Origin of the sequence: Microbacterium sp. NPDC091676 (assembly GCF_044756645.1) — a bacterium.
GTDB lineage: Bacteria > Actinomycetota > Actinomycetes > Actinomycetales > Microbacteriaceae > Microbacterium > Microbacterium paraoxydans_D.
In genome coordinates this window covers 398,546-424,081 of the sequence record NZ_JBIVTI010000001.1, presented here as the reverse complement: position 1 = coordinate 424,081, position 25,536 = coordinate 398,546, and the positions used below count along the sequence as shown (strand labels likewise).

Sequence of the window (25,536 nt, the reverse complement as noted above, 5' to 3'; positions counted from 1 at the left end):
AGTGTGACACATCATGAAAGAACGTCAACCTTCGGATGTTCCCTCGGAAGCCTTCACTCCCCCCTGGGATGCCACGCAGCGCCGAGTCCTCGACGCGGCGGACGACCTGCTCGTCCGCGGCGGCGTCCACGGTGTGACCATCGCCGCACTCGCCCGGCGCTCCGGCCTCAGCCGCCCCACCATCTACCGGACCTGGCGCGATGCCGACGACGTCGTCCGTTCCGCGCTCCTGCGGCGCGTCGCCACCCTCCTCCAGGAGTTCCCCGAGAAGGTCGACTCCCGGGATGCGCTCGTCGCCGACGTGCTGCGGTTCACCTCCCTCTTCCGCGCCGATCCGGTGTACAGGCACCTCCTCGACGAGGAGCCCGAGGCGTTCACGCGGTACACGCTGCACCGGGTGGGCTCCAGCCAGCGGCTCATCCTGCGGTGGCTCGCCGACGCGATCGCCGCGGCTCAGGCCCAGGGTTCGGTGCGCGCGGGCGAACCGGGCGAGATCGCCGTCATGCTGCTCCTGATCGCCCAGTCCGCCGTCCTGTCGCACGGCACAGTGGCCGACCTCATCGACGAGCAGGCCTGGGAACGCGAGCTCCGCGCCGCGTTGAACGGCCATCTCCGGCCATGACCGCCGCCTCGACCGCCCTCCACGCGGCGCGCCGCCGCAGCGACCTCGCGGCCGCGGCCGATGACACCTGCGACCTCCTCGTCGTCGGCGGCGGGATCACCGGGACGGGCGTGGCCCTGGACGCCGCATCACGCGGGCTTCGCGTGACCCTCGTCGAGGCGGAGGACCTCGCCTTCGGGACGAGCCGGTTCAGCTCGAAGCTCGTCCACGGCGGCCTGCGGTACCTCGCGACGGGCGACGTGGCGACGGCACGCGAGAGTGCGCGCGAGCGGCATCTGCTGATGTCGGTGATCGCACCGCACCTCATCCGTCCGCTCGGACAGCTTCTCCCGTTCGCCCCGGGCGTCAGCGGCCGCCAGCGCGGGGCCGGCGCGGCGGGGATGGCCATGGGCGACCTCCTCCGCCTGCAGGCGCGCACGAGCGGGAAGGTCTTGCCGAGCCCGCACCCCGTCGGGCGGGCGAAGGCGCTGCGCCTGTTCCCCGCCCTGAACCCCCGGGGACTGCGCGGCGGCATGGTCACGTACGACGGCCAGCTCTCCGATGACGCCGCCCTCGTCGTGGCCGTTGCCCGCACGGCTGCCGGTCTCGGCGCGCGCATCCTGACCAGAGTCCGCGCTGAGCGGCTGCATGCCGATGGAGCCACGGCGACGGACATGCTCACCGGGGAACGCCTCGAGATCCGTGCACGGGCGGTCGTCAACGCCACCGGAGTCTGGGCGGCGACTCTGGACGACGGCCTCACGCTGCGCCCGAGCCGCGGCACCCACATCGTCCTCGACGCCGCCGACCTCGGCCGTCCGACCGCCGCGCTCACCATCCCGCTGGAAGGCTCCATCAGCCGCTACGTGTTCGCCCTGCCGCAGCGCGGCGGTCGGGTCATCGTCGGGCTCACGGATGTCGACGCACCGGGACCCATCCCCTCCGTCGCCGAACCCACCGAGGCGGAGATCGCCTTCCTCCTGGAGACCCTGAACCGCCTGCTCGCGGTGCCGCTGGCGCGGGACCGCGTCCGCGGGGCGTTCGCCGGCCTCCGCCCGCTCGTCGACACCGGAGCGGCCGAGACCGCGGACGTCTCCCGGCGGCATCTCGTGCGCACCTCCGCGTCGGGCGTCGTCTCCGTTCTCGGCGGCAAGCTGACGACCTACCGTCGGATGGCCGAGGACGCCGTCGACCTGGCGGTGCGGCAGCGCGGTCTCCGCGCCGGCCCCAGCAGCACCGCGTCCCTGCGCCTGATCGACGATCCCGCACCGGACGGCCCGCAGGACGCCGTCGTCGAGGGAGCCCCTCTCTCCCGCGCCGCCGTCGAGCACGCCGTCCGGTTCCAGGGCGCCCTCACCGCAGCCGATGTGCTGGACCGCCGCACGCGGATCGGTCTCGTCCTCGACGAGCGCGCCCGCGCCCTCCCTGCGGTGGAACGGATCGTCGCCGAGACGGTGGCCGACCTCCGCTGACCGACGGGAGTCCTGCGCAGGGAAGCGCGTCAGTGGCGCTCGTGCAGCGGGAGCTCGATCGCGCCGGTCTCGCCGGCGTGGCGGGCCTTCGGGATGCGGGTGCCCAGCACCTGTGCCACGACGTCCTGGGCGATCTTCGAGGCGGTCAGCCCGGCGTCGGCGAGGATCTGATCGCGCGACGCGTGGTCGATGAACTCGTCGGGAAGGCCCAGCTCGTCGACGGCCGTGTCGATGCCCGCCTCGCGGAGCACCTGCCGCACGCGCGTGCCGATGCCGCCCACGCGGATGCCGTCCTCCAGCGTGATCACCAGACGGTGGCGCGCCGCGAGCTCGACGACCGAGGGCTGCACGGGGATCGCCCACCGCGGGTCGATCACAGTCGCGCCGATGCCCTGGGCGCGCAGCCGGTCGGCCACGTCCAGAGCCAGGGCGGCGAACGGGCCGATGGCGACGATGAGGACGTCTTCGCCCTCGCCGCGGGCCAGCACGTCCACGCCGTCCGAGAGGCGCTCGAGCGCCGGCAGATCGGCGGAGACATCGCCCTTCGGGAAGCGGATGACGGTCGGAGCGTCCTCGACGGCGACCGCTTCGTCCAGGGCCTCGGTCAGCCGCGCACCGTCACGGGGTGCGGCGATGCGGATGTGCGGGACGATCTGCAGCATGGCGAGGTCCCACATGCCGTGGTGACTGGGGCCGTCGGGACCCGTGACGCCGGCCCGATCGAGCACGAAGGTCACACCGGCGCGGTGCAGCGCGACGTCCATCAGCACCTGGTCGAATGCCCGTCCCATGAACGTGGCGTAGACGGCGACGACCGGATGCAGGCCGCCGTACGCGAGTCCGGCGGCCGAGGCCACCGCGTGCTGCTCGGCGATGCCGACATCGTAGACACGGTCCGGGAAGCGCTCCGCGAACGGGGCGAGGCCGGTGGGCCGGAGCATGGCCGCGGTGATCGCGATCACGTCCGAGCGCCGCTCCCCGACCTTCACGAGAGCATCGGAGAACACGTCGGTCCATCCGCGGCCGCCCGAGGACAGGGTCTCCCCCGTCGTGGGATCGATCTTGCCGACCGCGTGGAACTGGTCGGCCTCGTCGTCGCGGGCCGGCTGGTAGCCGCGGCCCTTCTCGGTGATCGCGTGCACGATGACCGGTGCGCCGTACGACTTCGCCAGCTCCAGGGTCTCCAGCAGCGCCGGAAGATCGTGACCGTCGACGGGACCGAGGTACTTGATGTCGAGGTTGGAGTACAGGGCCTCGTTGTTCGTGAACCGGGAGAGGAAGCCGTGGGTGCCGCCGCGCACGCCACGGAACACCGCGCGGCCCACCGGCCCGAACGCGCGGAAGAGGCGGTCGGACTTGTGGTGGAGGTCCTTGTAGGCCGCCGCGGTGCGGACCCGGTTGAGGAACCGGGACATGCCGCCGATGGTCGGCGCATACGAGCGGCCGTTGTCGTTGACGACGATGACGAGGTTCCGGTCGTTGTCGTCGGAGATGTTGTTCAGCGCCTCCCAGGTCATCCCGCCGGTCAGCGCACCGTCGCCGACCACCGCGACGACGTGTCGATCCGCGCGGCCCGTGGCGGTGAGCGCCCGTGACACGCCGTCGGCCCAGCTCAGGGAGCTGGACGCGTGGGACGACTCGACGACGTCATGGGGGCTCTCCGCACGCTGTGGATAGCCGGCCAGACCCTCCCGGACGCGGAGCTTCGAGAAGTCCTGCCGACCGGTGAGGATCTTGTGGACGTAGGACTGGTGGCCGGTGTCGAAGATGAAGGGATCGTCCGGAGACGAGAACACGCGGTGCAGGGCGATCGTCAGCTCCACGACACCGAGGTTCGGACCGAGGTGCCCACCCGTCTGCGAGACGTTCTCGACGAGGAAAGCCCGGATCTCCGCAGCGAGTTCTTCCAGTTGCTCCGGTGAGAGCCGATCAAGATCGCGCGGTCCAGAGATGCTCGGAAGAATGGGCATCTGCGCCTCCTCACAGGCCTCGGCGGTGCGCCCGAACGGGTGCGGACACGCTCCCGATCCTACCGCTCGGAGCCGGGAATCCCCCGAGGGCGGCAGACCCTTGACATGCCGAAGGGGCCCGTGTCCGTGGACACGGGCCCCTTCGTCGCGGTGGCTCAGACGAGCGAGCGCAGCACGTACTGCAGGATGCTTCACGAAGTGCACGGTTACTCATCGGCATTCGATCCGCCCCTACGGCGGCTCCCGCTGTCGGGCGCGTCCGCTGGTAGGACGGCCACAGCTGGAACCAGCACATCGCGCGGTAGCAAAGCGGACGGGGGTCAGGACCCATTCCTCGTCGCCATTCCTGGGAGCGCCCAATCTGCCAACGGAATTGAGTAACTCAGCCTGCGGGTTGTCGTCGGTTAGCTCCGAGCAGGGCGTTCCACGAACTGCAACACGTCGAACGGGTAGACCACCTCGCCGTCGGGACCGTCGAGCACGTGTGCACGCATCAGCATGTGCTCACGGAACGCCGGCATCCGCCCCTCGCCGACGATCGCTTCGACCTGAGGCAAGGTGTATCCGTACTCATTCTCGGGGGCGGGGAGGTGGCGGGACGACATAGCAGAGTATCCTGCCGGGTATGGACTACGAGCGCATCGAGGGACCGGATGGGCTCGACATCTGAGTACCCACGAACGACGACTATCACAAGTGCACAGTCTGTGGCGGCGACTGCGAATCAGACACGACCTTCAGCAGTCCCCAGGTTCCGCTTACCTCGCTCGACGCCAGCAAGGTAGCGGGACGTCACCTCAAGCTGCTCGGCAAGGGCCTCCTGCGTCAATCCTCGGAAACGTCTGACCCCGCGCACTTGCGAGCCAAGTGTCGACTTGAGGGAACTTGCCACACCTCAAGGCTCCCGATAGGAAGCTATGAGTTCCAGGCACTTACAGCTTCCCATTCGCGAGCGCCCAAGAGCGACTCAGTCCGACGCGTACCACGCCGGTACAGACCGGCAGGGCACAACGCCATCGCGTCGCCGCACATACCGACCTTCGGCTGCGCCGAGCATTACTCATGGGTGGCATTGATCTTCCGCGCCAGCGCCTCGAAGTTGACCAACGTAGCTTCCGAGAGTCTCTCGACACGAGTCGGGTCTCGCAGAAGGACCTCGGCTGGACGCCAGTGATCGAACTTGGGTTCGCCAGAGTTCTCCAAGCGTTTCAGGATGCGTTCATGATGGTTGGACAAGTCCTTGGCCTTGAGCTTCTTACCGAACGCCGCGTTGTAGAGCGCGATGTAGTCATCGACTGAGAAGAGGTCTTCGATGTCGGCGTGCTTCTGCTCGAGGACAGAGCTGACGAGAACGATACGTTCGCTATCGATCTTGTTCGCGTTCATGGCTGCTTCGATCTTTCCGCCTCCCTCGGTGCCAGAGTCGAGCAGCACAGTGACCGAAACCTTGCGTCCGAGAAGCGAGACGAACGCTGGCACGTTGGATGATCCGCCGGCCGGCAGAATGCGCCACCGCTCGTCGACGCCCTCGCGTCCGAGATCGCGCAGGCGACGACTGACCAGGTCCAGGAACACTAGATCGGACGGGCCTTCGACAAGGAGGTTCCGTTCACCGATAAAGAGGTTCTGCGTCAGGTCGTAGCCAAGGGCCGCCTGAAGCGGGAACGCACTGTCGTCCCCGACCTCCAGAGCCTCGGATGTGGTCACCGAGCCGATGTCTTCACCGCGGTCCTCGACAACGCGAACTCGCTCGATCTGGTCGACCATGAACGGCGAGTGGGTGGTGTAGAGCACTTGGCCTGCCGGTGCGAGTCGCTCGTTGATGAAGCGCAGGAAGTCTCGCTGGGCCTTCGCGTGCAACGTGAGCCCCGGCTCGTCGAGCAGGATGACCACGTTGCTCTCGCGGGTCTCGAACTCGCTGAACGCGGCAAGGAACGAGAAGAACCACCGGTAACCCGACGAGCGACGCGAGAAGTTGTTGGTGAAGTCGTGCTTGCGGTCCTCGACCCGGAAGTTCAGATACCGCACGACGCTGTACTGGCCGCGCTGGTCAGAGAGAGTCTCCGGCTCCGTCATGATCTTGATGCGCAGCTCCGGGTTCGTGCTCCAGTACTCCTTCATCTCTCTGGAGAGGTCATTGGAGACCGACTCGAGCTCTGCTGTGCTCGACTCGAAGTTCGAGTCCGTCATAGCGTTCACGTCGGTGTTCGCGAGTTTCAGAAGGGCACGGGCCGTCTGCTTCGGAGAGGCACCCGGTTGCTCATCTGACTGCGTCTTCAGCTCAGTAACGTCTACCCGCCCCTCGAGGCTCTGGTAGTCGGTGAACAGGAAGAACTTCGGCAGTCGCGACCAGATTGTAGATCGGGCTACCGCGCCCGGGCTTCCGTCAGCGCCGAGGAAACCAGTGATGCGATCGAGCACGTCGCCGGTGGGCGTGCCGATAACCTCCTCGGTCGGGCTTGGTTCTTGCTCTGAAGCTTCGGCGGCAGCCGTGGCGGCCGCGTTCGCCTCCTCCTTGACGAGAGCCGTGAGAGCTGTCTTGAGCGACGCGACCGTCTCATGCACCTCCGCAAGAGCCTCGGCAGCACGATGCCCATCGAGCACGTTGCGCATGAATCGGCGTTCATCAACCTGGACACTCACCCAATGGCTGTCGTCGTAGCGTCGACCCATCTGAACCGTCTCGGGTGCGGCGACACCCGCCCCCAGCGCGTTTTCCAGCGCCTCGAGGTCATCCTGGTCAAGCTCGAAGGTCGCATCTATCGGCGAGATCTTCTGCAGGTCTTCGTTGCGACTGTCGCGACTGCGCCGCCAGCGGGGGTAGTCGTCGAGCTCGACGAATTTGTCGCCGTAAACCGGGTTGAGCCGATAGAGGGCGTCCAGCATCGTGGACTTGCCCGACTCGTTCATGCCGACAAGGGTCGTGACGTCGCTCTCCACCAACACTTCTTTCGAGTCCAGCACGTTCCTGTACCGGGACACTCGGAACGACATCAGCCTCACTATGCGACCTCTCCCTCACGCCTCTGTGAACACTCCTGAGCCTACTTGGAGGCACCGACGCTGTGCTGCCTCGGGAAGCTCCGCGGCGGCTTCGAAATAGAGTCGTCGATGAGATCTATATCTCGGCTAGGCCATAGGTTGGACAGAACTCCACCCCGGTGCACGCGGTCTGGTCGATGCGACAATCACGTAATGACCACGCTCTCCGCCCGAGCCGAACAGATCGCTGCGCACCTCGTCGGCCACGAAACTGGCGCAGAAATCATCCCCCACGACATCGACGGTCGCCAGGCAGCCGTGGACTTCCTTCTCCAGTGGCCCGACGGCCGGGTCGGCGCTCTTGAGGTCACGCTGGTGACGGAGCGGACGTCAATCGCATGGCAAGGCATGGCGATGAAGGAAGGCTGGAGCTGGCCGGCAGATACGTCGTGGGAATTCCGACCTAACGACGTTAGCTTCGCGTACAAGAAGACCAAGCGAGTGACGACCAGAGCTGTCGAACTCTGTGATCAGTGGGCCGTGGACGGCCCGTCCGACCTTCCAGCGGAGGTCGTGGCGGCTGAGCCAGAGCTCGCGAGGTTCTTGGAGGACGACATCGGGACCCTCAGGCGCACACCATTCGAACCAGGGATCAAGTTGTATCAGAGCAGCACGGCAGAGTTCGTGGAGGCCGCATCGGCAGATTTCTCGCGAGTGGCGGACTCCTGGCACGAGCATCCGCACCTGGCACCTCATCTCGAGAAGGTAAAGCGTGCATCGCAGTCCGCACAGCGGCACCTGTTTGTGGTGGTCGTGAGCGAAGCCTTGCCCGTTCGCTTCTTAACCGACGACTTCGATGCGCCCGAGACGTCGCCACAGGGATTCGACGGCTTGGACGCGTTGTGGGTCTGGTCTGACTACTGGCACCGCTACCTCGTCCACAGGGACGCGACATGGTCATGGATCGACTTCCCGCCGAAGTAGCATGACGTCGCGTGCGGCTCCGCATCCTCGCCAAGAAGTCCGCGCGAACTCGAGAAGAGCGAAACCGCCTCATGGACAACGCTGCGCTGTGGGACTCGAATACGATGCGACCATGGAAGATCCGGCCTCACCCGAACGCATCAAGTTCTATGGCCCGCATGATCTCGCGGCCAGTTGGGGTGCGGATCGAGCGGTCGGGCTGATCCGGGACTATGGGGCAGGTCGCAAGATACGGTCATTGGACGATGCCCTCGAGTTGCACAACGCGCTCGCGTTCGAGGAGCACGGCATTTTCCCGAGTTCTCTCGACCAGCGGGGGCAAGAGAGCCTGAGACCAGCAGCTCGTGAGTCCCGGCGACAGATCGCCTCATTCTTCGCAGGCTTGGATGCGTCGAACGTCGAATCAGTCTTGGTCGGCTTTGCCTTCCAGTACGCAGGTGACCTAATTCAGTTGCTCGAGAGGCATCAAGTCGCCAAGAACGTTGGCGGACAGGTGCTCTTCGACGCGCTGTTGAAAGCTCGCATGCCCTTGACCGTCATGCTCGCGGACCGCAAGTTTGTCGACCGCTACGATCGGCAACTCCGCGGCGAGCTGCTGGGCGACCCTCGCAATGGCCAGATTCTGATTAGCAGGCGGTTGATCAAAGGATCCAGGTCTTCCGGCCACCTACCAACGAGTTTCAGTAGCGAGGACTCGCAGCAACTCTTGCGTGCGTACATTGACAGCGAGTCGCCGCATCCGAACCATGTCCAGGCGATCGCGCAGGCGAAGGACAACGACGCGTTCGGCATCACTCCGAAGCTCAGGCTGCATGCGAAGAAGCGTTATGAGGCGCTCATGAAGGAACTCTTCGCAGACGACAGCAGCTCCCTGATCAAGAACGGCTACGGGGTTCGGCTCGATCCCGATCAGCGTGATCCCGTGATCGACAAGGTTGACCACGAGGACAACGGCACGACCCACATGCGGTCATTCAGCGAGCAGTACCTGTCGCCCTCTGTCGAGCCGGCCCGAGTGCTGAAGAATTTCGCCTCCGTGATTGGCTATGTGGATGGCCACGGCCTGCTGGCGATGCCTGCATTTCGATCCCAGGCCAGCGTGTTCGAGGGGATCTTCATCTCGGGAAAAGATGCATACCCCGCGGGAACCATGTTCAAGTATCTGGACTCACTGACCTTTCTCGGGACGCAGCTGTACTCAGAACTTCTCACTCGGAACGACGTCGAAGTCGAGGATGCAGTCGCGTGGCTGTTCCGAGAACACCTCGTCAACGAGTACGGGGCGGCGAACTTCTACTACGCACCTTCCAGCCCGCACAGTTCGTTCCTCGAGCGGTGCCGTCATGTCGCCGCTGAAATGGAGAGCATCGCCAAGCAGTTCGCGCTCTTTTGCGAGGAGGGTGAAATGGATCCCGAGCTCCTGCGGATGGCCTCTGGATCGCGCCCGTGGGCCGAGATTCCCAGTCTTGTCGAACGCAAGTACTTGGAGCCGAGCCCAGGTAGTGATTGCGAACGGGTGCTCGGCGTCCTCTTCAGCAGCCAGTCAGGGCTTACCTACGTCAACGAGGAGCTTCGGGCCGAGAGTTTCGTGGAGTTGGCGACAGAGAACGAGCTACTCTACGACTCTCTGCATCCGTACCAGAAGGGGACGGTCGATTGGCTGTCCGCCGAGGGACTTGTTGCAATCGAAGATGGTGCGATCGAATTCGCGCAGCCAGTCCAGGTCCTCATACTGAGCGACATCTATAAGCGTGAAGCGGCGGCCTACGGTCACTACGGAGCGGACGAATCTGCTGCGGCCCGCACCCTCGTGGACAAGGGATGGCTCACCTTCAAGTCGACCCTTCTGACATCAGCCGAGTCGAGCTACTTCAACTTCTTCCTGAACAAGAGCGAGTTCAGTGACGGTCCGGATCTTCGCAACAGATACGCGCATGGGACCAACGCCGACCCTGAGGACGTGAGTGCGCACAAGCAGTCGTACTTGCAACTACTCCGGATGGTGGTGTCGCTGGCACTCAAGATCTTGGACGATTTCCAGCGGTCCACCGCGAACCGATTGACCCCATCATCGTGAATCGATCGAAGGATCCAAGCCGCCGAAGCTAAGAGCCCCCACTGCGCCAGGCGACACTCGACGCGAGCATCGAAGAGGCGCGCCTGGCGGTACCCCTCTATAACGACGCTACGGTAGCACGTGAGTTCGTTCGTGGGCTTCATCACCACATGCGCCGCGCCTGGCTGTACTTGCGCCACGCCAGGTTCGTCAGCGACGACGGGGACTTTCGATACTGGGACCCGCAGTGCACGAATCGGCTGCAGCCTTACGCCCGCGACGCCGAAACATCTCTCGACAATGGCGTCGCGGCCCTCAGACAACCCCAGCCACGCCTTCGCAAGACAAGCTCGCACCACTCGGCATTCCCGAGTGGTGCGAGCTTGTTTTTACGACCATCTGCCGAGCGGGCATCTCTGGCACAAATTGCGCATGACCAGGTATTCAGTCAACTACCGCTGAGTTGGCGAAGCATGTTCAGGAGCAGCAATGAAGAATTCGGAAAAATCACTTCTGACCAGGCATTCAGTCAACTACCGATAAGTTAGCGAAGCATGTACCGATTTCGAGAGAACAACCTGGTCAGAAGCAATTTTGCCGCCTCTTAAACCAAGCTCCGAAGCACGTACTGCAGGATGCCGCCGTTGCGGTAGTAGTCAGCCTCACCGGGGGTGTCGATGCGGACGACCGCGTCGAACTCGACGGTCTGCTTGCCCTCGGGCGAGTGCTCGCTCGGTGTGGCGGTGACCTTGACCGTCTTCGGGGTCACGCCGTTGTTGAGCTCCTCGAGCCCCGTGATCGAGACGATCTCGGTACCGTCGAGGCCCAGCGACTCCCAGCTCTCACCGGCCGGGAACTGCAGCGGGACGACGCCCATGCCGATGAGGTTGGAGCGGTGGATGCGCTCGAAGCTCTCCGTGATGACGGCCTTGACGCCCAGGAGGCTGGTGCCCTTGGCCGCCCAGTCGCGCGACGAGCCGGAGCCGTACTCCTTGCCGCCGAAGACGACGAGCGGGGTGCCCTGCTCGGCGTAGTTCATGCACGCGTCGTAGATGTACGACTGCGGGCCGTCCGGCTGCGTGAAGTCGCGGGTGTAGCCACCCTCGACGACCTGTCCGTCGTTCACGGCCGAGACCATGAGGTTCTTCAGGCGGATGTTCGCGAAGGTGCCGCGGATCATGACCTCGTGGTTGCCGCGACGCGAGCCGAAGGAGTTGAAGTCCTTGCGGTCGACGCCGTGCTCCGTGAGGTACTGCGCCGCGGGGGTGCCCGGCTTGATGTTCCCGGCGGGCGAGATGTGGTCGGTGGTGACCGAGTCGCCGAGCGTCGCCATGACGCGCGCACCCTCGATGTCCTTCACCGGGGTGAGCTCCATCGTCATGCCGTCGAAGTACGGGGCCTTGCGCACGTAGGTCGAGTTCTCGTCCCACTGGAACGTGTCGTCGTCCGGCGTGGGCAGGTTGCGCCAGCGCTCGTCACCGTCGAAAACGGTGGCGTACTGCTTGATGAACTGGTCGCGCGAGATCGACGAGTCGACGATCTCCTGCACCTCGTCCGGCGAAGGCCAGATGTCCTTGAGGAACACGTCGTTGCCGTCCGCGTCCTTGCCGAGCGCGTCGGTCTCGAAGTCGAAGTGCATCGAGCCGGCGAGGGCGTACGCGATGACCAGCGGCGGGCTGGCCAGGTAGTTCATCTTCACGTCCGGGCTGATGCGACCCTCGAAGTTGCGGTTGCCCGAGAGGACGGCCGTGACCGCGAGGTCGTGCGAGTTGATCGCCTCGGAGACCTCTTCGATCAGCGGACCGGAGTTTCCGATGCAGATGGTGCAGCCGTAGCCGACGGTGTAGAAGCCGAGACCCTCGAGGTCCTTGTCCAGACCCGACTTCTCGTAGTAGTCGGTGACGACCTTCGAGCCGGGGCCGAGCGTGGTCTTGACCCACGGCTTCTGCTTGAGGCCCTTCTCCCGCGCCTTGCGGGCGAGGAGACCGGCGGCGATCATGACCGACGGGTTGGACGTGTTGGTGCACGACGTGATGGCGGCCAGCGTGACGGCGCCGTTGTCGAGGGTGTACTTCTCGCCCTCGGGAGTCGTGACCGGCACGGGGTTCGACACGTTGGCCGGCGCACCGCTGCTGATGTGCACGGGACGCGTGGTCGGCTCCTCCTCGCCGGGGACCTGACCGGGGTCGGACGCCGGGAAGGAGTGCTTGGACTCGAGGTCGACGATGTCGTCGCTGGTCGAGGCCGTGGCGTAGTTCAGGATGTCCTGCTCGAACTGCGTCTTCGCCTCGGAGAGGAGGATGCGGTCCTGCGGGCGCTTCGGGCCGGCGATCGACGGGACGACCGTGCTCAGGTCGAGCTCCATGTACTCGCTGAAGACCGGCTCGTGGGAGGCATCGTGCCAGAGCTTCTGCTCCTTGGCGTAGGCCTCCACCAGCGCGACGGCCTCGTCGCTGCGGCCGGTGAGGCGCAGGTAGTCGAGGGTGACGTCGTCGATCGGGAAGATCGCGGCGGTGGAGCCGAACTCGGGCGACATGTTGCCGATCGTCGCGCGGTTCGCGAGCGGCACCGAGGCGACGCCCTCGCCGTAGAACTCGACGAACTTGCCGACGACGCCGTGCTTGCGCAGCATGTCGGTGATGGTGAGCACCACGTCGGTCGCGGTGACGCCGGCGGGGATCTCGCCCGAGAGCTTGAAGCCGACGACCCGCGGGATGAGCATCGACACGGGCTGGCCGAGCATCGCGGCCTCGGCCTCGATGCCGCCGACGCCCCAGCCGAGCACGCCCAGGCCGTTGACCATCGTGGTGTGCGAGTCGGTGCCGACGCAGGTGTCGGGGTAGGCCTGGAGGACGCCGCCGTTGGTGCGGTCGTAGATGACCTTCGCCAGGTGCTCGATGTTCACCTGGTGGACGATGCCGGTGCCGGGGGGCACGACCTTGAAGTCCTGGAACGCGGTCTGGCCCCAGCGCAGGAACTGGTACCGCTCGCCGTTGCGCTCGTACTCGATCTCGACGTTGCGCTCGAGGGCGTTCTCGGTGCCGAACAGGTCGGCGATGACGGAGTGGTCGATGACCATCTCGGCCGGCGAGAGCGGGTTGATCTTGTTCGGGTCTCCACCGAGCGCCGTCACGGCCTCGCGCATCGTGGCGAGGTCGACGATGCAGGGCACACCGGTGAAGTCCTGCATGACCACGCGCGCCGGCGTGAACTGGATCTCGGTGTTGGGCTCCGCGTTGGCGTCCCAGGACCCGAGCGCCTCGATCTGCGCCTTCGTGACGTTCGCGCCGTCCTCGGTGCGAAGCAGGTTCTCCAGGAGGACCTTGAGGCTGAACGGGAGCTTGTCGAAACCGGGCACCGTGTCGATGCGGAAGATCTCGTAGTCGGTGCTGCCGACCGTCAGGGTGCTCTTGGCACCGAAGCTGTTCACCGTGGACACGAATCCGTCTCCTTCTATTCGGATGGGAGCGACAGGCGCCTCCATCTTGCTCGCCGGTGCGGCCGCGCGGCTAGCAAGGGGGACCTAACCAGTCTGCTCCGCGCAGGTCACCGGCGAAAGCCTGTGATTTATCTTGATGTCGAGATAAATCTATCACGCCGCGGCGGCGTCGTCGTGCGACGACGCGCGGGGATAGAGCGCTCGCACGACCAGCCAGGTCACGGCGATCAGGGGCGCGAACAACGGCAGCCCCATCACGAGCTTGAGGGTTCCGAGAGCCGTCACGTCGCCGGCCAGGTACAGCGGGAACTGCACGATCAGCCGCGCGAAGAACAGTGCCGCCCAGGCGATGCCGAGCCAGAAGAACGCGCGTCGCTTGCGGCGGTCGGAGCGCCAGGCGGTGCCCTCCCCCATGAGGAAGCCGACCGCGAGCCCGATGACGGACCAGCCGATGAGGGCCGAGACGAGGATCGCCGAGCCGTAGACCGCGTTCGTGATGAGGCCGGGGACGAAGTTGTCCTCGCCGCGCCCCGTCCACAGCGCCAGCCCGGCGGCGGCCACGGCCGCGATCAGTCCGCCGAGGGCGGCCGACGGCGGCGACTTCTGCACCAGACGCACGACGGTGAACACGGCGGCCAGACCGACCGACACCCCGAGTGGCAGCAGCAGAGGCTCCGGGCGGAGGGTGAACAGGATGACGAACGCGAGGCTCGGCAGCACCGATTCCAGGATCCCGCGCCAGCCGCCCATGGCCGACCAGACGACCTTGTGCGTGCTCGCGCTCTCCGCCGGGTCGAGTCCCGCCTTGCGCGCCGCACCCCCGAGCGCTGCTCCGAGGATCTCCGACGCGCTCTGCGTGCGCGGCTCCTCGGCGTCCGGCGTCGTCACGCGGAGCCCGGCGTCGCCGGCATCTTCAGGGGAATGAGGTCGCGCGGCGGCATGGGTGCTCCCCCGCGCACGACCACGATCGAGCGGAAGAGGTCTTCGACCTTCGCCGCGGCCTCGGGGTCGGACGCCGCCGCACCGCCGATCACGCCGCGGAGGAACCAGCGCGGACCGTCGATGCCGATGAAGCGCGCCAGACGCAGGCCGGAGCCCTCGCTGGCCGTCGCGGGGACCTCGGCGAGGAGCTCCTTGCCGAGCGGCCCCTCCCGCTCCTCGACGCGACCGCCCTGCGCCTTCACCTGGTCGCGGAGCTGCACCCGCGTCTCGTCCCAGAGACCACCGCTGCGGGGAGCCGCGAACGGCTGCACCTGGAGCGAGGACTCGGCGTAGTCGAGCCCGACCGCCACGATGCGCTTGCTCTGCTCCTCCACCTCGAGCCGCAGGTTCAGGCCCTCGCGCGGCAGGATCTTGATCCCGCCGAGGTCGATGTACGGGCGGACGGGGTTCGCCTCGGAGTCGTCGAACGGGCCTTCGGTGGCGCGGTTATCCGGCGCCGACTTGGAGGGAGTCTCGTTGCTGTCGGTCATTTCGCCTGTCCTGCTTCGTTCTCGGGGATCTGTGCCTGGTAGCCGGTCGAGCCGAATCCGCCGGCGCCGCGGACGCTGTCCGGCAGCTCGTCGACCGGGAGGAACCGGGCACGGGTGACGGGCATCACGATGAGCTGTGCGATGCGATCGCCGACGGCGACATCGTACGCGCTGTGGATGTCCGTGTTGATCAGACTGACCTTGATCTCACCCCGGTAGCCGGCGTCGACGGTGCCGGGAGAGTTCACGATCGAGATGCCGTGCTTCGCCGCGAGACCGCTGCGGGGCACCACGAAGGCCGCATAGCCGTCGGGCAGCGCGATGCGCACGCCCGTGGGCACGAGAGCCCGCTCCCCCGGCTCCAGCCGCACGGCCTCGGCGGCGACGAGATCGGCTCCGGCGTCGCCCGGATGCGCGTAGCCGGGGACCACTGCGGCGATAATGGGGACATCAACGGAATCGGTCACCCCATGAGGCTAATGCAGAACCCCGCAACGGACGCACGTCCCCGCTACCACGAACGACTGGCCCCCAGCCTGTGGCTGCTGGTCACCATCGCCCTGGCGGGCCCCATGGTGTCCCTGATCTTCGTGCCGGTCGGCTCGACCTTCGCGCTGCTGCTCGGCGGAGCGGTGTCGGCGCTGCTCGTGGTGGCTGCCATCGCGCTGGCTCCGGTGGTGTCGGTGCAGGACGGCGTCTTCCGCGCCGGACGCGCTCACATCGACGTGCGCCACCTCGGCGACCCCGTGGCCCTGACCGGCCCCGAGGCGCGCGCCGCCCGGGGCACGGAGCTCCCGGCGCGCGGATGGCATCTCATCCGCGGCGGCATCGACGGGGTGGTCGTGATCCCCAACATCGACGAGGCCGATCCGGTGATCGCCTGGACCGTCTCGACCCGCACCCCGGATCGTCTCGCCGCCGTCCTCCGCGCGGCTCAGGCCTGAATCCCCCGCAGACGACAGCGCGCCCCTGACCGGGATGGTCGGGGGCGCGTGGGGCGTCGCTCGGAGGGCTGCTCAGGCAGCGCACTCCTTGCAGATGGGGCCATCGGGTCCCTCGTGGTCGAGCTGCGAGCGGTGCTTCACGAGGAAGCAGCTCATGCAGGTGAACTCGTCCTGCTGCGCGGGCAGCACGACGACATCCAGCTCGAGGTCGGAGAGGTCCGCGCCCGGGAGATCGAAGTTCGACGGGTTGTCGGAGTCCTCGTCTCCGGTCGTGCCGGACAGCTTGTCCGGCACACGCTCCTTGAGGGCTTCGATCGACTCGGAGTCGTCTTCACTCTTTCGGGGAGCGTCGTAATCGGTTGCCATGCGGTGAATCTCCACTTTCATGGTGCGAGTGGGCGGGTGCGCCGTCGGGTAATCGGCGGCCATAGTTTGCATGACCGGCGGGCGTTTCGCAAATGCCCTCCCATGCGACAGGGCAAACTCACGGCACGCCCGCCGTATTCCCTGTCCCGACGCGTCTCCCGTGACACCATGAACGCACACCCATCAGAGGGGCATTCGCATGGAAAACGTCACCATCGTCGGCACAGAAGCAGGAGTGCTCGTCCTCGCGACCGAGGCGGGCGAGCGGTTCGCGCTGCCCATCGACGCCGTGCTGCAGCGGGAGATCCGCCGCGCGACCCGCCAGGCCGAGCCTGCGGCACAGAAGCTCGCCGCGAGTCCGCGGGACATCCAGGCGCAGATCCGCGCCGGTCTCACCGCCGCGGAGGTGGCCGAACTGCTCGGGATCAGTGTCGACGACGTCGCGCGCTTCGAGGGGCCCGTCCTCGCGGAGCGTGAGCACATCATCGGTCAGGCGCTCGCTGTGCCCGTCCTCATCGGCAGCGAAGTCGAGCCCGATGCGCAGCCGACCTTCGGCGCCGCCGTGCGCGCCAAGCTCGCCGAGGTGGCCGCGTCCTCCGAGCGCTGGGCGAGCTGGAAGGAGGAATCCGGCTGGATCATCAAGCTGGAGTTCTCCGCCAACGACGTCGAGCACGACGCCCGCTGGAGCTTCGACCCGCGCCGCAGCGCGCTTTCGCCGCTGAACGCCGACGCCACGCAGCTCTCGCGTCAGGGCTCGCTGCCGGAGGGTCTGATCCCCCGGCTCCGCGCTGTGGAGGCCGACCGCGCCGCCTCGCCGTACAAGGACGACAGCCGCTTCGACTCGGGCGCCTTCGGCCCGCGCCTCGTTCCCGCCCCCGCCACGGAGGCCGAAGAGCCGGCACAGCCCGAGCGCTCGGCACCGGCGGTCCAGGACGCCGCGATCAACCGTGCTCCCGACTCCGCCTCGACGAGCCCGGAGACCGCCGACCTCCTCGAGGCCCTGCGCCGTCGTCGCGGCCAGCGGGAGCCGTCGCCGGTCGAGCACGAGGTCGAGGAGAGCCGGGACGAGTCCGACCCGATCGCCCTGTTCGCCGCGCTGGAGGAGCCGGACGACGAGCCCGAGGCCCCGGAACCCGCACCCCGCCAGCCGGCATCCGGGGACGCCGACGGCAACGGACGCCGACGACGCCGGAACGCCATGCCGTCGTGGGACGAGATCGTCTTCGGAGCACGGACCGACGAGTGATCGGTCCCGGGTCGCGCCTCAGGAGGCGAACGACCCGAACCGCAGGAAGGGGACCCGCGTCTCTTCCGGCGTGAGCGCTCCGTGCTGCCCCACCATGCCGCGATTGCGCTGGTCGTCGGCCGTGCCGTCGTAGAGCGCCCGGACTCCCGTGGCGATGACCAGCACGTCGCCGATGCGATCGAGGGCCTCGTCTCGCACGACGGGGCCGAAGAGCCCGGCCTCCACCGCGTCCTCACGGGTGACGACATCGGCCGCGCCCTCGAGGTCGCCGCGAAGGCGCGTGGTCACCAGAGCGACGTCGGCGTCCGGCTCACGGTAGAGGTGCAGCATGCGGGGCTCGCCGCCGACGTGCCGGATCCCGACGAGATGCTCCTCCTCGAGCACCACCTGTCGGTGGAACGGCACGTCGACCATCCCGTGGTCCGACGTCACGACCACGCCCACCCGCGGGGGGACGCGGATCGACAGCGCACCGTCGATCCGTTCCAGTGCGGCGACCCACTCGGCGGAGGCCACGCCGTGCTTGTGCCCGGCCTTGTCGACCTCGGGGAGGTAGCAGTACACCAGCGATCCCGGATTCTCCTCGGCCAGCGTGTAGGCGGTCTCGACCCGCTCCTCCGGCGTCGCCGCGGGGACGAACGTCGCGCCCCGCAGGGTCGCCCGGGTGAAGCCGCTGTGCGCGTAGGCCGCGAGCCCCACGGCGAAGGTCGGCCGTCCGGTCGCCGCCGCACGCTCGAAGACCGTGGGAGCCGCCTGCCAGGTCAGCGGGTCCAGGCCGTCCGTCTCCCACCCGCTGAGCTGATTGACCAGGACATCCCGCTCCGGGTCCCGCACGCGGTACCCGACGAGACCGTGCTCCCCCGGCCACACGCCGGTGGTGAGGCTCGTCAGGGCGGCGGCGGTCGTCGTCGGGAACACCGTCTGCGCGATGTCCTTCTTCGTCATCGTCGCGGTGAGCGCGCGCGCATGGCCCGCGTGCCCGCGGAGGCTGATCGCGCCGAGCCCGTCGATCACGACGAGCACGGCCGACTCGGCGCGCGGCAGCGTCGCGGATCCGCCGCGGAGAGCGGCGCACAGGTCGTCCGCCACCCCGACGACGCTCCGGGCGCCCGGCGGCGCGGACGGTAGCATGAAGGACATCCGAGCCAGTCTGACACAGGCTCCCGTACGCCCTCAGGAAGTCCATGCCGAAAACCCCGCCGCCCGAGCCTGTCGAGGAACGCATCCAGGACATCGATCTCTCCCACGAGATGCAGGGCTCGTTCCTGGAATACGCCTACTCCGTCATCTACTCGCGCGCACTCCCCGACGCCAGAGACGGCCTCAAGCCGGTGCAGCGACGGATCCTGTTCCAGATGGCGGAGATGGGGCTGCGTCCTGACCGCGGTCACGTGAAGAGCGCCCGCGTGGTGGGCGAGGTCATGGGGAAGCTGCACCCCCACGGCGACTCGGCGATCTACGACGCACTCGTCCGTCTTGCGCAGGAGTGGGCCCTCCGGGTGCCGCTGGTCGACGGCCACGGCAACTTCGGCTCCCTGGACGACGGGCCCGCCGCCGCACGGTACACCGAGGCGCGTCTCGCCGCCCCCGCCCTGTCGCTCACCGAGAACCTCGACGAGGACGTCGTCGACTTCATCCCGAACTACGACGGCCAGTTCCAGCAGCCCGCCGTGCTGCCTGCGGCCTTCCCGAACCTGCTCGTCAACGGCGCCAGCGGCATCGCCGTGGGCATGGCGACCAACATGGCGCCGCACAACCTCATCGAGGTCGTCGCCGCGGCGACCCACCTGCTCGAGAACCCGGACGCCACCACCGAGGACCTCATGGAGTACGTCCCGGGCCCCGACTTCCCCTCGGGCGGGATCCTCATGGGGCTCGACGGCGTGAAGGACGCCTACACGACCGGTCGCGGCGCCCTCAAGGTCCGCGGACGCACGTCGATCGAGCCGCTCGGCCCCCGCCGCACGGGCATCATCGTCTCGGAGCTGCCGTACATGGTCGGCCCGGAACGTCTGATCGAGAAGATCCGCGACGCGGTGCAGGCGAAGAAGCTCCAGGGCATCAGCGACGTCACCGACCTCACCGACCGCAACCACGGTCTCCGCGTCGCCATCGGGATCAAGACCGGATTCGACCCGAACGCCGTGCTGGAGCAGCTGTACCGGCTCACGCCGCTCGAGGACTCCTTCAGCATCAACAACGTCGCCCTCGTCGACGGCCAGCCCCGCACGCTCGGGCTCAAGGAGATGCTCAGCGTCTACGTCGGCCACCGCATCGAGGTCATCACCCGCCGCAGCCGCTATCGTCTCGCCCGCCGGGAGGAGCGCCTGCACCTGGTGGAGGGTCTGCTCATCGCGATCCTCGACATCGACGAGGTCATCCAGGTCATCCGGTCCTCGGACGACACTGAGCAGGCCCGCACCCGGCTCCGCTCCGTGTTCGACCTCAGCGAGCCGCAGGCCGAGTACATCCTCGAGCTGCGTCTGCGCCGCCTGACGAAGTTCTCCCGCATCGAGCTCGAAGCGGAGCGGGACGCCCTCCTCGCGGAGATCGCGTCGCTGCGCGAGCTGCTCGCCAGCCCGGCGCTGCTGCGCGCGGCCGTCGCCCAGGAGCTGGACGCCGTGGCCGAGGCCTACGGCACGCCGCGCCGCACGCTGCTGATGAACGCCGCCCCGCCGAAGCCCCGCGCGACGAAGGGCGCGGTGGATCTGCAGATCGCCGACGCGCCGACCACCGTCGTCCTCTCGACCACGGGCCGCGCCGTTCGCGTGGACCTCGGCGAAGGCCAGGAGCTCACGGCTCCTGCCCGGCGCAGCAAGCACGACGCCATCCTCGCGACCGTCGAGACGACGGTCCGCGGTGAGGTCGGTGCCCTCACGAGCACCGGGCGCGTCGTCCGCTTCTCCCCCGTCGACCTGCCTTCCGTGCCCGGCACCTCCGTGCAGCTCGCCGCGGGGACCCCGCTGCGCGACTACCTGGGGATCACGACCAAGGGCGAGCGCATCCTCGGGTTCGTCCGTTTCGACAGCGAGACCCCGATCGCCCTCGGCACCGCTCAGGGCATCGTGAAGCGGATCGTGCCGTCGACCCTCCCGGTGCGCCCCGACCTCGAGGTCATCGGCCTCAAGGCCGGCGACGCCGTGGTCGGTGCAGCCGACGCTGCGGATGACGCCGATCTCGTGTTCCTTACCACCGACGCCCAGCTCCTCCGGTTCTCGGCCTCGACGGTCCGCCCCCAGGGGGCGCCCGCAGGTGGCATGGCGGGCATCAAGCTCGGCTCCGGCGCCACGGTCCTCTTCTTCGGCGCCGTCGCCCCCGACACCGAGGCCGTGGTCGCCACGGTCTCGGGCGCGGAGAGCATCCTGCCCGGAACCGATCCGGGCCGCGCGAAGGTCTCGGCGTTCACGGAGTACCCGGCCAAGGGACGTGCGACCGGCGGCGTCCGCGCCCACGCCTTCCTCAAGGGCGAGGATCGTCTCACCGTCGCCTGGGTCGGTCCCCACCCGCCGCTCGCGGTCGACCCCACCGGCGCCGTGCGCAAGCTGCCGGACGCCGGGGCACGCCGCGACGCCTCCGGCCAGCCGATCGACGGCGTGATCGGCAGCATCGGCCGCACCCTCGTCTGATCCGTTCCACGAAGAAGGGGACTCGGCGTCGCCGAGTCCCCTTCTTCGTCGCGGTGACCGTCAGGCGTCGATGGACTCGCGCGAGAGCTGGTCGGCGGAGTCGATGATGAACTCGCGTCGCGGAGCGACCTCGTTGCCCATGAGCAGTTCGAAGACACGGCCCGCCGCCTCCGCGTCCTCCATCCGCACACGGCGGAGCAGACGACCGGAGCGGTCCATCGTCGTGTTCGCGAGCTGCTCCGCGTCCATCTCGCCGAGACCCTTGTAGCGCTGGATCGGCTCGTGCCAGCGCTTGCCGGCCTTGCGGAGCTTGGCGAGGAGCGCGTGCAGCTCCTGCTCGCTGTACGTGTAGATGGTCTCGTTCGGCTTCGATCCCGGGTTGACGACGATGATCCGGTGCAGCGGCGGCACCGCCGCGAAGACCCGCCCGTGCTCGATGAGGGGCCGCATGTAGCGGAAGAACAGCGTGAGCAGGAGGGTGCGGATGTGCGCGCCGTCGACGTCGGCGTCGCTCATGAGGATGATCTTCCCGTAGCGCGCGGCGTCGATGTCGAAGGTCCGACCGGAGCCGGCCCCGATCACCTGGATGATCGACGCGCATTCGGCGTTGGACAGCATGTCGCCGACCGAGGCCTTCTGCACGTTGAGGATCTTCCCGCGGATCGGCAGCAGCGCCTGGAACTCGCTGTTGCGCGCGTTCTTGGCCGTGCCGAGGGCCGAGTCGCCCTCGACGATGAAGAGCTCGCTGCGCTCCACGTCGTTCGTCCGGCAGTCGACGAGCTTGGTCGGCAGGGTCGAGGACTCGAGCGCGTTCTTCCGGCGCTGCGTCTCCTTGTGCGCTCGTGCCGACACGCGGGCCTTCATCTCGGAGACGATCTTGTCGAGCAGCTGCGTGGCCTGGCTCTTGTCGTCGCGCTTGGTGGAGGTGAACCGCTGCTGGAGGTCCTTCCGCATCACCTGGGCCACGATCTGGCGCACGGCGGGCGTGCCGAGCACCTCCTTCGTCTGCCCCTCGAACTGCGGCTCCGGCACGTTGACCGTGAGCACCGCAGTGAGGCCGGCGAGGACGTCGTCCTTCTCCAGCTTGTCGTTGCCGACCTTGAGCCGGCGGGCGTTCTGCTCGACCTGACTGCGCAGGACCTTCAGCAGCTCCTGTTCGAAGCCCTGCTGATGGGTGCCGCCCTTGGGCGTGGAGATGATGTTGACGAAGGAGCGGATACGGGTGTCGTAGCCCGTGCCCCAGCGCAGGGCGATGTCGACCGCGCACACGCGCTCGACCTCGGTCGCCACCATGTGCCCGTCGGGCTGCAGGACCGGGACGGTCTCGGTGAACGTGCCCTCGCCCTGGATGCGCCAGGTGTCGGTCACCGGCGGGTCGACCGCCAGGTACTCCACGAACTCGGAGATGCCGCCCTCGTAGAGGTACGAGGTCTCCACGGGGCCGGTCGGGGTGCCGTCCTCGCCCACCACGGCGCTCGCGGCGCGCTCGTCGCGCACCACGATCTCGAGCCCGGGGACCAGGAACGCCGTCTGTCGCGCCCGCGTCTCGAGCTCGGCGAGCTGGAACGCGGCGTCCTTGGTGAAGATCTGACGATCCGCCCAGTAGCGCACGCGGGTGCCGGTGACCCCGCGCGGAGCCTTCCCCACGACCCGCAGCTCGCTGTTCTCCTCGAACGGGGTGAAGGGCGCATCGGGCCGCTTCTCCCCCGAGTCGTGGAAGATACCGGGCTCGCCGCGGTGGAAGGACATCGCGTAGGTCCTGCCGCCGCGGTCGACCTCGACGTCGAGGCGCTCGGAGAGCGCGTTCACCACCGAGGCGCCCACGCCGTGGAGACCGCCCGACGCGGCGTAGGAGCCGCCGCCGAACTTCCCTCCGGCGTGCAGCTTGGTGTAGACGACCTCGACACCGGTCAGACCGGTCCGGGGCTCGACGTCGACGGGGATGCCGCGACCGCGGTCGTGCACCTCGACGCTGCCGTCGTCGTGGAGGATGACGTCGATCCGGGAGCCATTGCCGGCGACGGCCTCGTCGACGGAGTTGTCGATGATCTCCCAGAGGCAGTGCATGAGCCCGGGCGAACCGTTCGAGCCGATGTACATGCCGGGGCGCTTGCGGACCGCTTCGAGTCCTTCGAGCACCTGGAGATGATGGGCGGAGTACTCGGCATTCACAATCTCCGAGTCTATTCGCGCGCGCCTCCCGCGCTCTGCCGACACTCCCCGCAGGGCCGCCTTCGCGGGTGCGCGCGTACGCGCTGAGCGAAACACGCCGTCGACCGGGCATGCCCCCAGGTGCAGCGTGGTTGTATTGAGCACGACCAACAAGGACGCCGACACCCGAGGAGGCCCCGAGATGAATGCAACGACCGAACGTGAGACCTCCGCTGTCGAGTACCGCCTGACCGCGATGGACCGCTGCGACTCGTGTGGAGCGCAGGCCTACATCGCCGCCGAGGTCAACGGTTCCGAGCTGCTCTTCTGCGCCCACCACGGCCGCAAGTACGAAGAGAAGCTGCGCAGCGTGGCCACGAGCTGGCACGACGAGACCGCTCGTCTCATCGAGACGGTCTGATCAGCGTCTGACCCGGCCGCGCCGGTTCAGTCCACGACCCTCCGCCGAATCCGCGGACCGAGGCGGGTGAGGATCTCCTCGCCCACTGTATCGATCCGCTCGGCGAGGGTCGTTGCTGTCTCCTCCCCCTGGGCGCCGGGGCCGAAGATCGTCACCTCGTCGCCGACCGCCATCCCGGGCCAACCCTCGACGGTCATGGTGGCGACATCGATGGTCGAGACCGCACGCGAGCCGGCGGGGGTGCCCACCGTCATCCCGGTCAGCGTGGAGGGGACACCGTCCAGACTCCCGACGGCGACGATCGCCCTCTCGCCCTCCACCCGCACGACCGGGGCGACGAGACGGGCCGCAGGGCGCACGCCGTCGAGATCCGGGCCGTCCGCCGAGCGGATGCCGTAGCAGAACGCGCCGACGCGCGATACGGTGCCGCGCAGCTCGGGTCGCCACCAGGACGCCGCCGAGGCCGTGAGGTGCAGGGACGCCGGTCGCGGCCCGGAGAGGCCGACCAGTCGGACGGCGTCGAGGAACACGGCCTGTGCCGCGTCGTCCTCGGCGTCGCTCGCCTCGGCGATATGGCTCCAGACCCCGACGAGGGCGAGGGCACCGGACCGTTCCGCCTCCCGAGCTTCGGCGACCGCGCCTTCCCAATCCTCCGGCCGCACGCCGTTGCGGTGCAGCCCGGTGTCGATCTTGAGGTGCACCCGGGCGCGCGCACCGAGGACCTCCGCCCGGGCGATGATCCGTCGGAGGTATTCGACCGTGCCGACGCCGAGCTCGATGTCCTGCAGGAGCGCCTCGTCGATCTCCTCATCGGTCGAGGTCGCCCAGGCGAACACCGTCACCTCGCCGCCCGCGATACGCCGGACCTCGACGCCCCCGCGCACGTCGTAGCTGCCGAAAGATGTCACTCCGGCCTCGAGAGCCGTCTCGACCGCCCAGCGGAGCCCGTGGCCGTAGGCGTCGTCCTTGAGGACCAGCATCAGCGCGGAGTCGCCCAGGCGGTCGCGGACCGCCTGGATGTTCGTGCGGAACACGGCGCTGTCCAGACGCAGTTCGGGGCGCATCGGGCCACCCATCATGCCTCCCATCCGCGCACGGCGTGCGCCCCGGGGACGGCGACGAGCTCTGCCGGAGTCATCCCGGTGAGCGTCGCCCAACGTGCGATGGCGCCGGACCCGGGCCCAGAACCGCCGAAGAAGGTCACCGCGTCGCCCACGTCCGCCGCGGTGCCCTGGAGATCGATGACGCAGACGTCCATCGCGACACGTCCGACGATGGGACGAAGCGCACCGTCGATCTCCACGTCGACCTGATTGCCGAGGCTTCGGACGACGCCCTGGGCGTAGCCGCCCGTCACGAGCGCGACGACGGTGTCCTCCGCCGCACGGAAGGTGTAGCCGTAGGAGACGGCCTCCCCTGCCCGGAGACGCTTGGTGGACATGACCCGGCCGACCAGGCGCATGACCGGAGGCGTCGCCGGGAGTCCCTGTGCGGACGGCAGCCCGTAGAGGAGACCGGGATCGAGGTCCGGCGTTCCGGTGGTGGTGGCGGTGATGCCTTCGAGCCGGAGCGCCTCGACCTCTCCGGGAGAGTCCACGAGCACCTCCTCCGCCCCCGCGGCGGTCACCGCCTGAGCGACGGCGAGCAGTCCATGTCCCCACGCATCGCGCCGGAGGTCGGCTCTGCGCCCCCCCGCCCGGATCGCCGCGGACGCGCCGGCAGCGAGGGCCGAACGCGAGATCATCGCCTGCGGAAGCGCACTCGAACTCGTGTCACACACGTGGTCCAGCCTAGCTTCCGCGCTCC

At 67.9% G+C, this 25,536-nt stretch carries 22 protein-coding genes; 9 read left to right on the top strand and 13 right to left on the bottom strand.

The window, feature by feature from the left end; genetic code table 11:
- The first annotated feature begins 13 nt into the window (after positions 1–13).
- Complete coding sequence (locus tag ACIQID_RS02180; protein ID WP_400281609.1) at positions 14–622, top strand: TetR/AcrR family transcriptional regulator; 609 nt, start codon at positions 14–16, stop codon at positions 620–622.
- The gene (locus ACIQID_RS02175; RefSeq protein ID WP_400281606.1) at positions 619–2,073 is read left to right on the top strand and encodes a glycerol-3-phosphate dehydrogenase/oxidase; all 1,455 of its coding nucleotides are present in this window, start codon (positions 619–621) and stop codon (positions 2,071–2,073) included. Before ACIQID_RS02180 ends, ACIQID_RS02175 begins: the two co-directional genes overlap by 4 nt.
- Before the next feature lie 29 nt (positions 2,074–2,102).
- On the opposite strand, the gene dxs is transcribed toward ACIQID_RS02175, so the two are convergent.
- From dxs to ACIQID_RS02155, 4 genes are all read right to left on the bottom strand, one after another.
- Complete coding sequence (gene dxs, locus ACIQID_RS02170; protein ID WP_312672399.1) at positions 2,103–4,043, bottom strand: 1-deoxy-D-xylulose-5-phosphate synthase; 1,941 nt, start codon at positions 4,041–4,043, stop codon at positions 2,103–2,105.
- A gap of 404 nt (positions 4,044–4,447) precedes the next feature.
- Positions 4,448–4,600 (bottom strand): hypothetical protein, encoded by a 153-nt coding sequence (locus tag ACIQID_RS02165; RefSeq protein WP_400281602.1) that lies wholly within the window; start codon positions 4,598–4,600, stop codon positions 4,448–4,450.
- Between the two features lie 167 nt (positions 4,601–4,767).
- Positions 4,768–4,899, bottom strand: a complete 132-nt coding sequence (locus ACIQID_RS02160) for a helix-turn-helix domain-containing protein (protein ID WP_400285608.1) — start codon at positions 4,897–4,899, stop codon at positions 4,768–4,770.
- Positions 4,900–5,099: 200 nt separating this feature from the next.
- On the bottom strand, positions 5,100–6,983 hold the full coding sequence (locus tag ACIQID_RS02155) for an ATP-dependent nuclease (RefSeq protein WP_400281599.1): 1,884 nt from the start codon (positions 6,981–6,983) through the stop codon (positions 5,100–5,102).
- Between the two features lie 255 nt (positions 6,984–7,238).
- Between ACIQID_RS02155 and ACIQID_RS02150 the strand changes: the two genes are divergently transcribed.
- The 3 genes from ACIQID_RS02150 to ACIQID_RS02140 all read left to right on the top strand — a co-directional run bounded on the left by ACIQID_RS02150 (position 7,239) and on the right by ACIQID_RS02140 (position 10,613).
- The gene (locus ACIQID_RS02150; protein ID WP_400281596.1) at positions 7,239–8,009 is read left to right on the top strand and encodes a hypothetical protein; all 771 of its coding nucleotides are present in this window, start codon (positions 7,239–7,241) and stop codon (positions 8,007–8,009) included.
- 112 nt (positions 8,010–8,121) lie between these two features.
- Positions 8,122–10,086, top strand: a complete 1,965-nt coding sequence (locus ACIQID_RS02145) for a hypothetical protein (RefSeq protein WP_400281593.1) — start codon at positions 8,122–8,124, stop codon at positions 10,084–10,086.
- Between the two features lie 41 nt (positions 10,087–10,127).
- Positions 10,128–10,613, top strand: coding sequence for a DUF3644 domain-containing protein (locus ACIQID_RS02140; RefSeq protein ID WP_400285605.1), 486 nt, complete (start codon positions 10,128–10,130; stop codon positions 10,611–10,613).
- 56 nt (positions 10,614–10,669) lie between these two features.
- Here ACIQID_RS02140 and ACIQID_RS02135 read toward each other — a convergent pair whose 3' ends face one another.
- The 4 genes from ACIQID_RS02135 to dut all read right to left on the bottom strand — a co-directional run bounded on the left by ACIQID_RS02135 (position 10,670) and on the right by dut (position 15,443).
- Positions 10,670–13,549: an aconitate hydratase gene (locus ACIQID_RS02135; protein WP_400281590.1), complete on the bottom strand. Its 2,880-nt coding sequence runs from the start codon at positions 13,547–13,549 to the stop codon at positions 10,670–10,672.
- 108 nt (positions 13,550–13,657) lie between these two features.
- Entirely contained in the window at positions 13,658–14,392 is a 735-nt protein-coding gene (locus ACIQID_RS02130) for a DUF3159 domain-containing protein (protein WP_312672397.1), read from the bottom strand.
- Positions 14,389–14,976 (bottom strand): DUF3710 domain-containing protein, encoded by a 588-nt coding sequence (locus tag ACIQID_RS02125; protein ID WP_400281586.1) that lies wholly within the window; start codon positions 14,974–14,976, stop codon positions 14,389–14,391. The genes ACIQID_RS02130 and ACIQID_RS02125 overlap by 4 nt, the downstream gene beginning before the upstream one ends.
- Positions 14,973–15,443 carry a dUTP diphosphatase gene (dut, locus tag ACIQID_RS02120; protein WP_168429000.1) on the bottom strand — a complete coding sequence of 157 codons (471 nt, stop codon included), beginning with the start codon at positions 15,441–15,443 and terminating at the stop codon, positions 14,973–14,975. Before dut ends, ACIQID_RS02125 begins: the two co-directional genes overlap by 4 nt.
- 12 nt (positions 15,444–15,455) lie before the next feature.
- Here dut and ACIQID_RS02115 point away from each other — a divergent pair, with 12 nt between their 5' ends.
- The gene (locus ACIQID_RS02115; protein WP_400281582.1) at positions 15,456–15,920 is read left to right on the top strand and encodes a DUF3093 domain-containing protein; all 465 of its coding nucleotides are present in this window, start codon (positions 15,456–15,458) and stop codon (positions 15,918–15,920) included.
- A 72-nt stretch (positions 15,921–15,992) separates the two neighbouring features.
- Here ACIQID_RS02115 and ACIQID_RS02110 read toward each other — a convergent pair whose 3' ends face one another.
- Complete coding sequence (locus tag ACIQID_RS02110) at positions 15,993–16,286, bottom strand: DUF4193 domain-containing protein (protein ID WP_025103572.1); 294 nt, start codon at positions 16,284–16,286, stop codon at positions 15,993–15,995.
- Positions 16,287–16,485: 199 nt separating this feature from the next.
- On the opposite strand from ACIQID_RS02110, the gene sepH reads away from it, so the two are divergent.
- The gene (sepH, locus tag ACIQID_RS02105) at positions 16,486–17,532 is read left to right on the top strand and encodes a septation protein SepH (protein ID WP_400281579.1); all 1,047 of its coding nucleotides are present in this window, start codon (positions 16,486–16,488) and stop codon (positions 17,530–17,532) included.
- An 18-nt stretch (positions 17,533–17,550) separates the two neighbouring features.
- On the opposite strand, the gene ACIQID_RS02100 is transcribed toward sepH, so the two are convergent.
- Positions 17,551–18,672: an alkaline phosphatase family protein gene (locus ACIQID_RS02100; RefSeq protein WP_400281576.1), complete on the bottom strand. Its 1,122-nt coding sequence runs from the start codon at positions 18,670–18,672 to the stop codon at positions 17,551–17,553.
- 44 nt (positions 18,673–18,716) lie between these two features.
- Between ACIQID_RS02100 and ACIQID_RS02095 the strand changes: the two genes are divergently transcribed.
- Positions 18,717–21,158, top strand: coding sequence for a DNA topoisomerase (ATP-hydrolyzing) subunit A (locus ACIQID_RS02095; protein ID WP_400281573.1), 2,442 nt, complete (start codon positions 18,717–18,719; stop codon positions 21,156–21,158).
- A gap of 60 nt (positions 21,159–21,218) precedes the next feature.
- Here ACIQID_RS02095 and ACIQID_RS02090 read toward each other — a convergent pair whose 3' ends face one another.
- Positions 21,219–23,330: a type IIA DNA topoisomerase subunit B gene (locus tag ACIQID_RS02090; RefSeq protein ID WP_400281570.1), complete on the bottom strand. Its 2,112-nt coding sequence runs from the start codon at positions 23,328–23,330 to the stop codon at positions 21,219–21,221.
- A 181-nt stretch (positions 23,331–23,511) separates the two neighbouring features.
- Here ACIQID_RS02090 and ACIQID_RS02085 point away from each other — a divergent pair, with 181 nt between their 5' ends.
- Positions 23,512–23,730, top strand: coding sequence for a hypothetical protein (locus ACIQID_RS02085; RefSeq protein ID WP_025103577.1), 219 nt, complete (start codon positions 23,512–23,514; stop codon positions 23,728–23,730).
- 26 nt (positions 23,731–23,756) lie between these two features.
- Here the strand turns inward: ACIQID_RS02085 and ACIQID_RS02080 are convergent, their stop codons facing one another.
- The gene (locus tag ACIQID_RS02080) at positions 23,757–24,794 is read right to left on the bottom strand and encodes an alanine racemase (RefSeq protein WP_312672387.1); all 1,038 of its coding nucleotides are present in this window, start codon (positions 24,792–24,794) and stop codon (positions 23,757–23,759) included.
- A gap of 11 nt (positions 24,795–24,805) precedes the next feature.
- Entirely contained in the window at positions 24,806–25,510 is a 705-nt protein-coding gene (locus ACIQID_RS02075) for an alanine racemase (RefSeq protein ID WP_400281567.1), read from the bottom strand.
- Positions 25,511–25,536 lie beyond the last annotated feature (26 nt).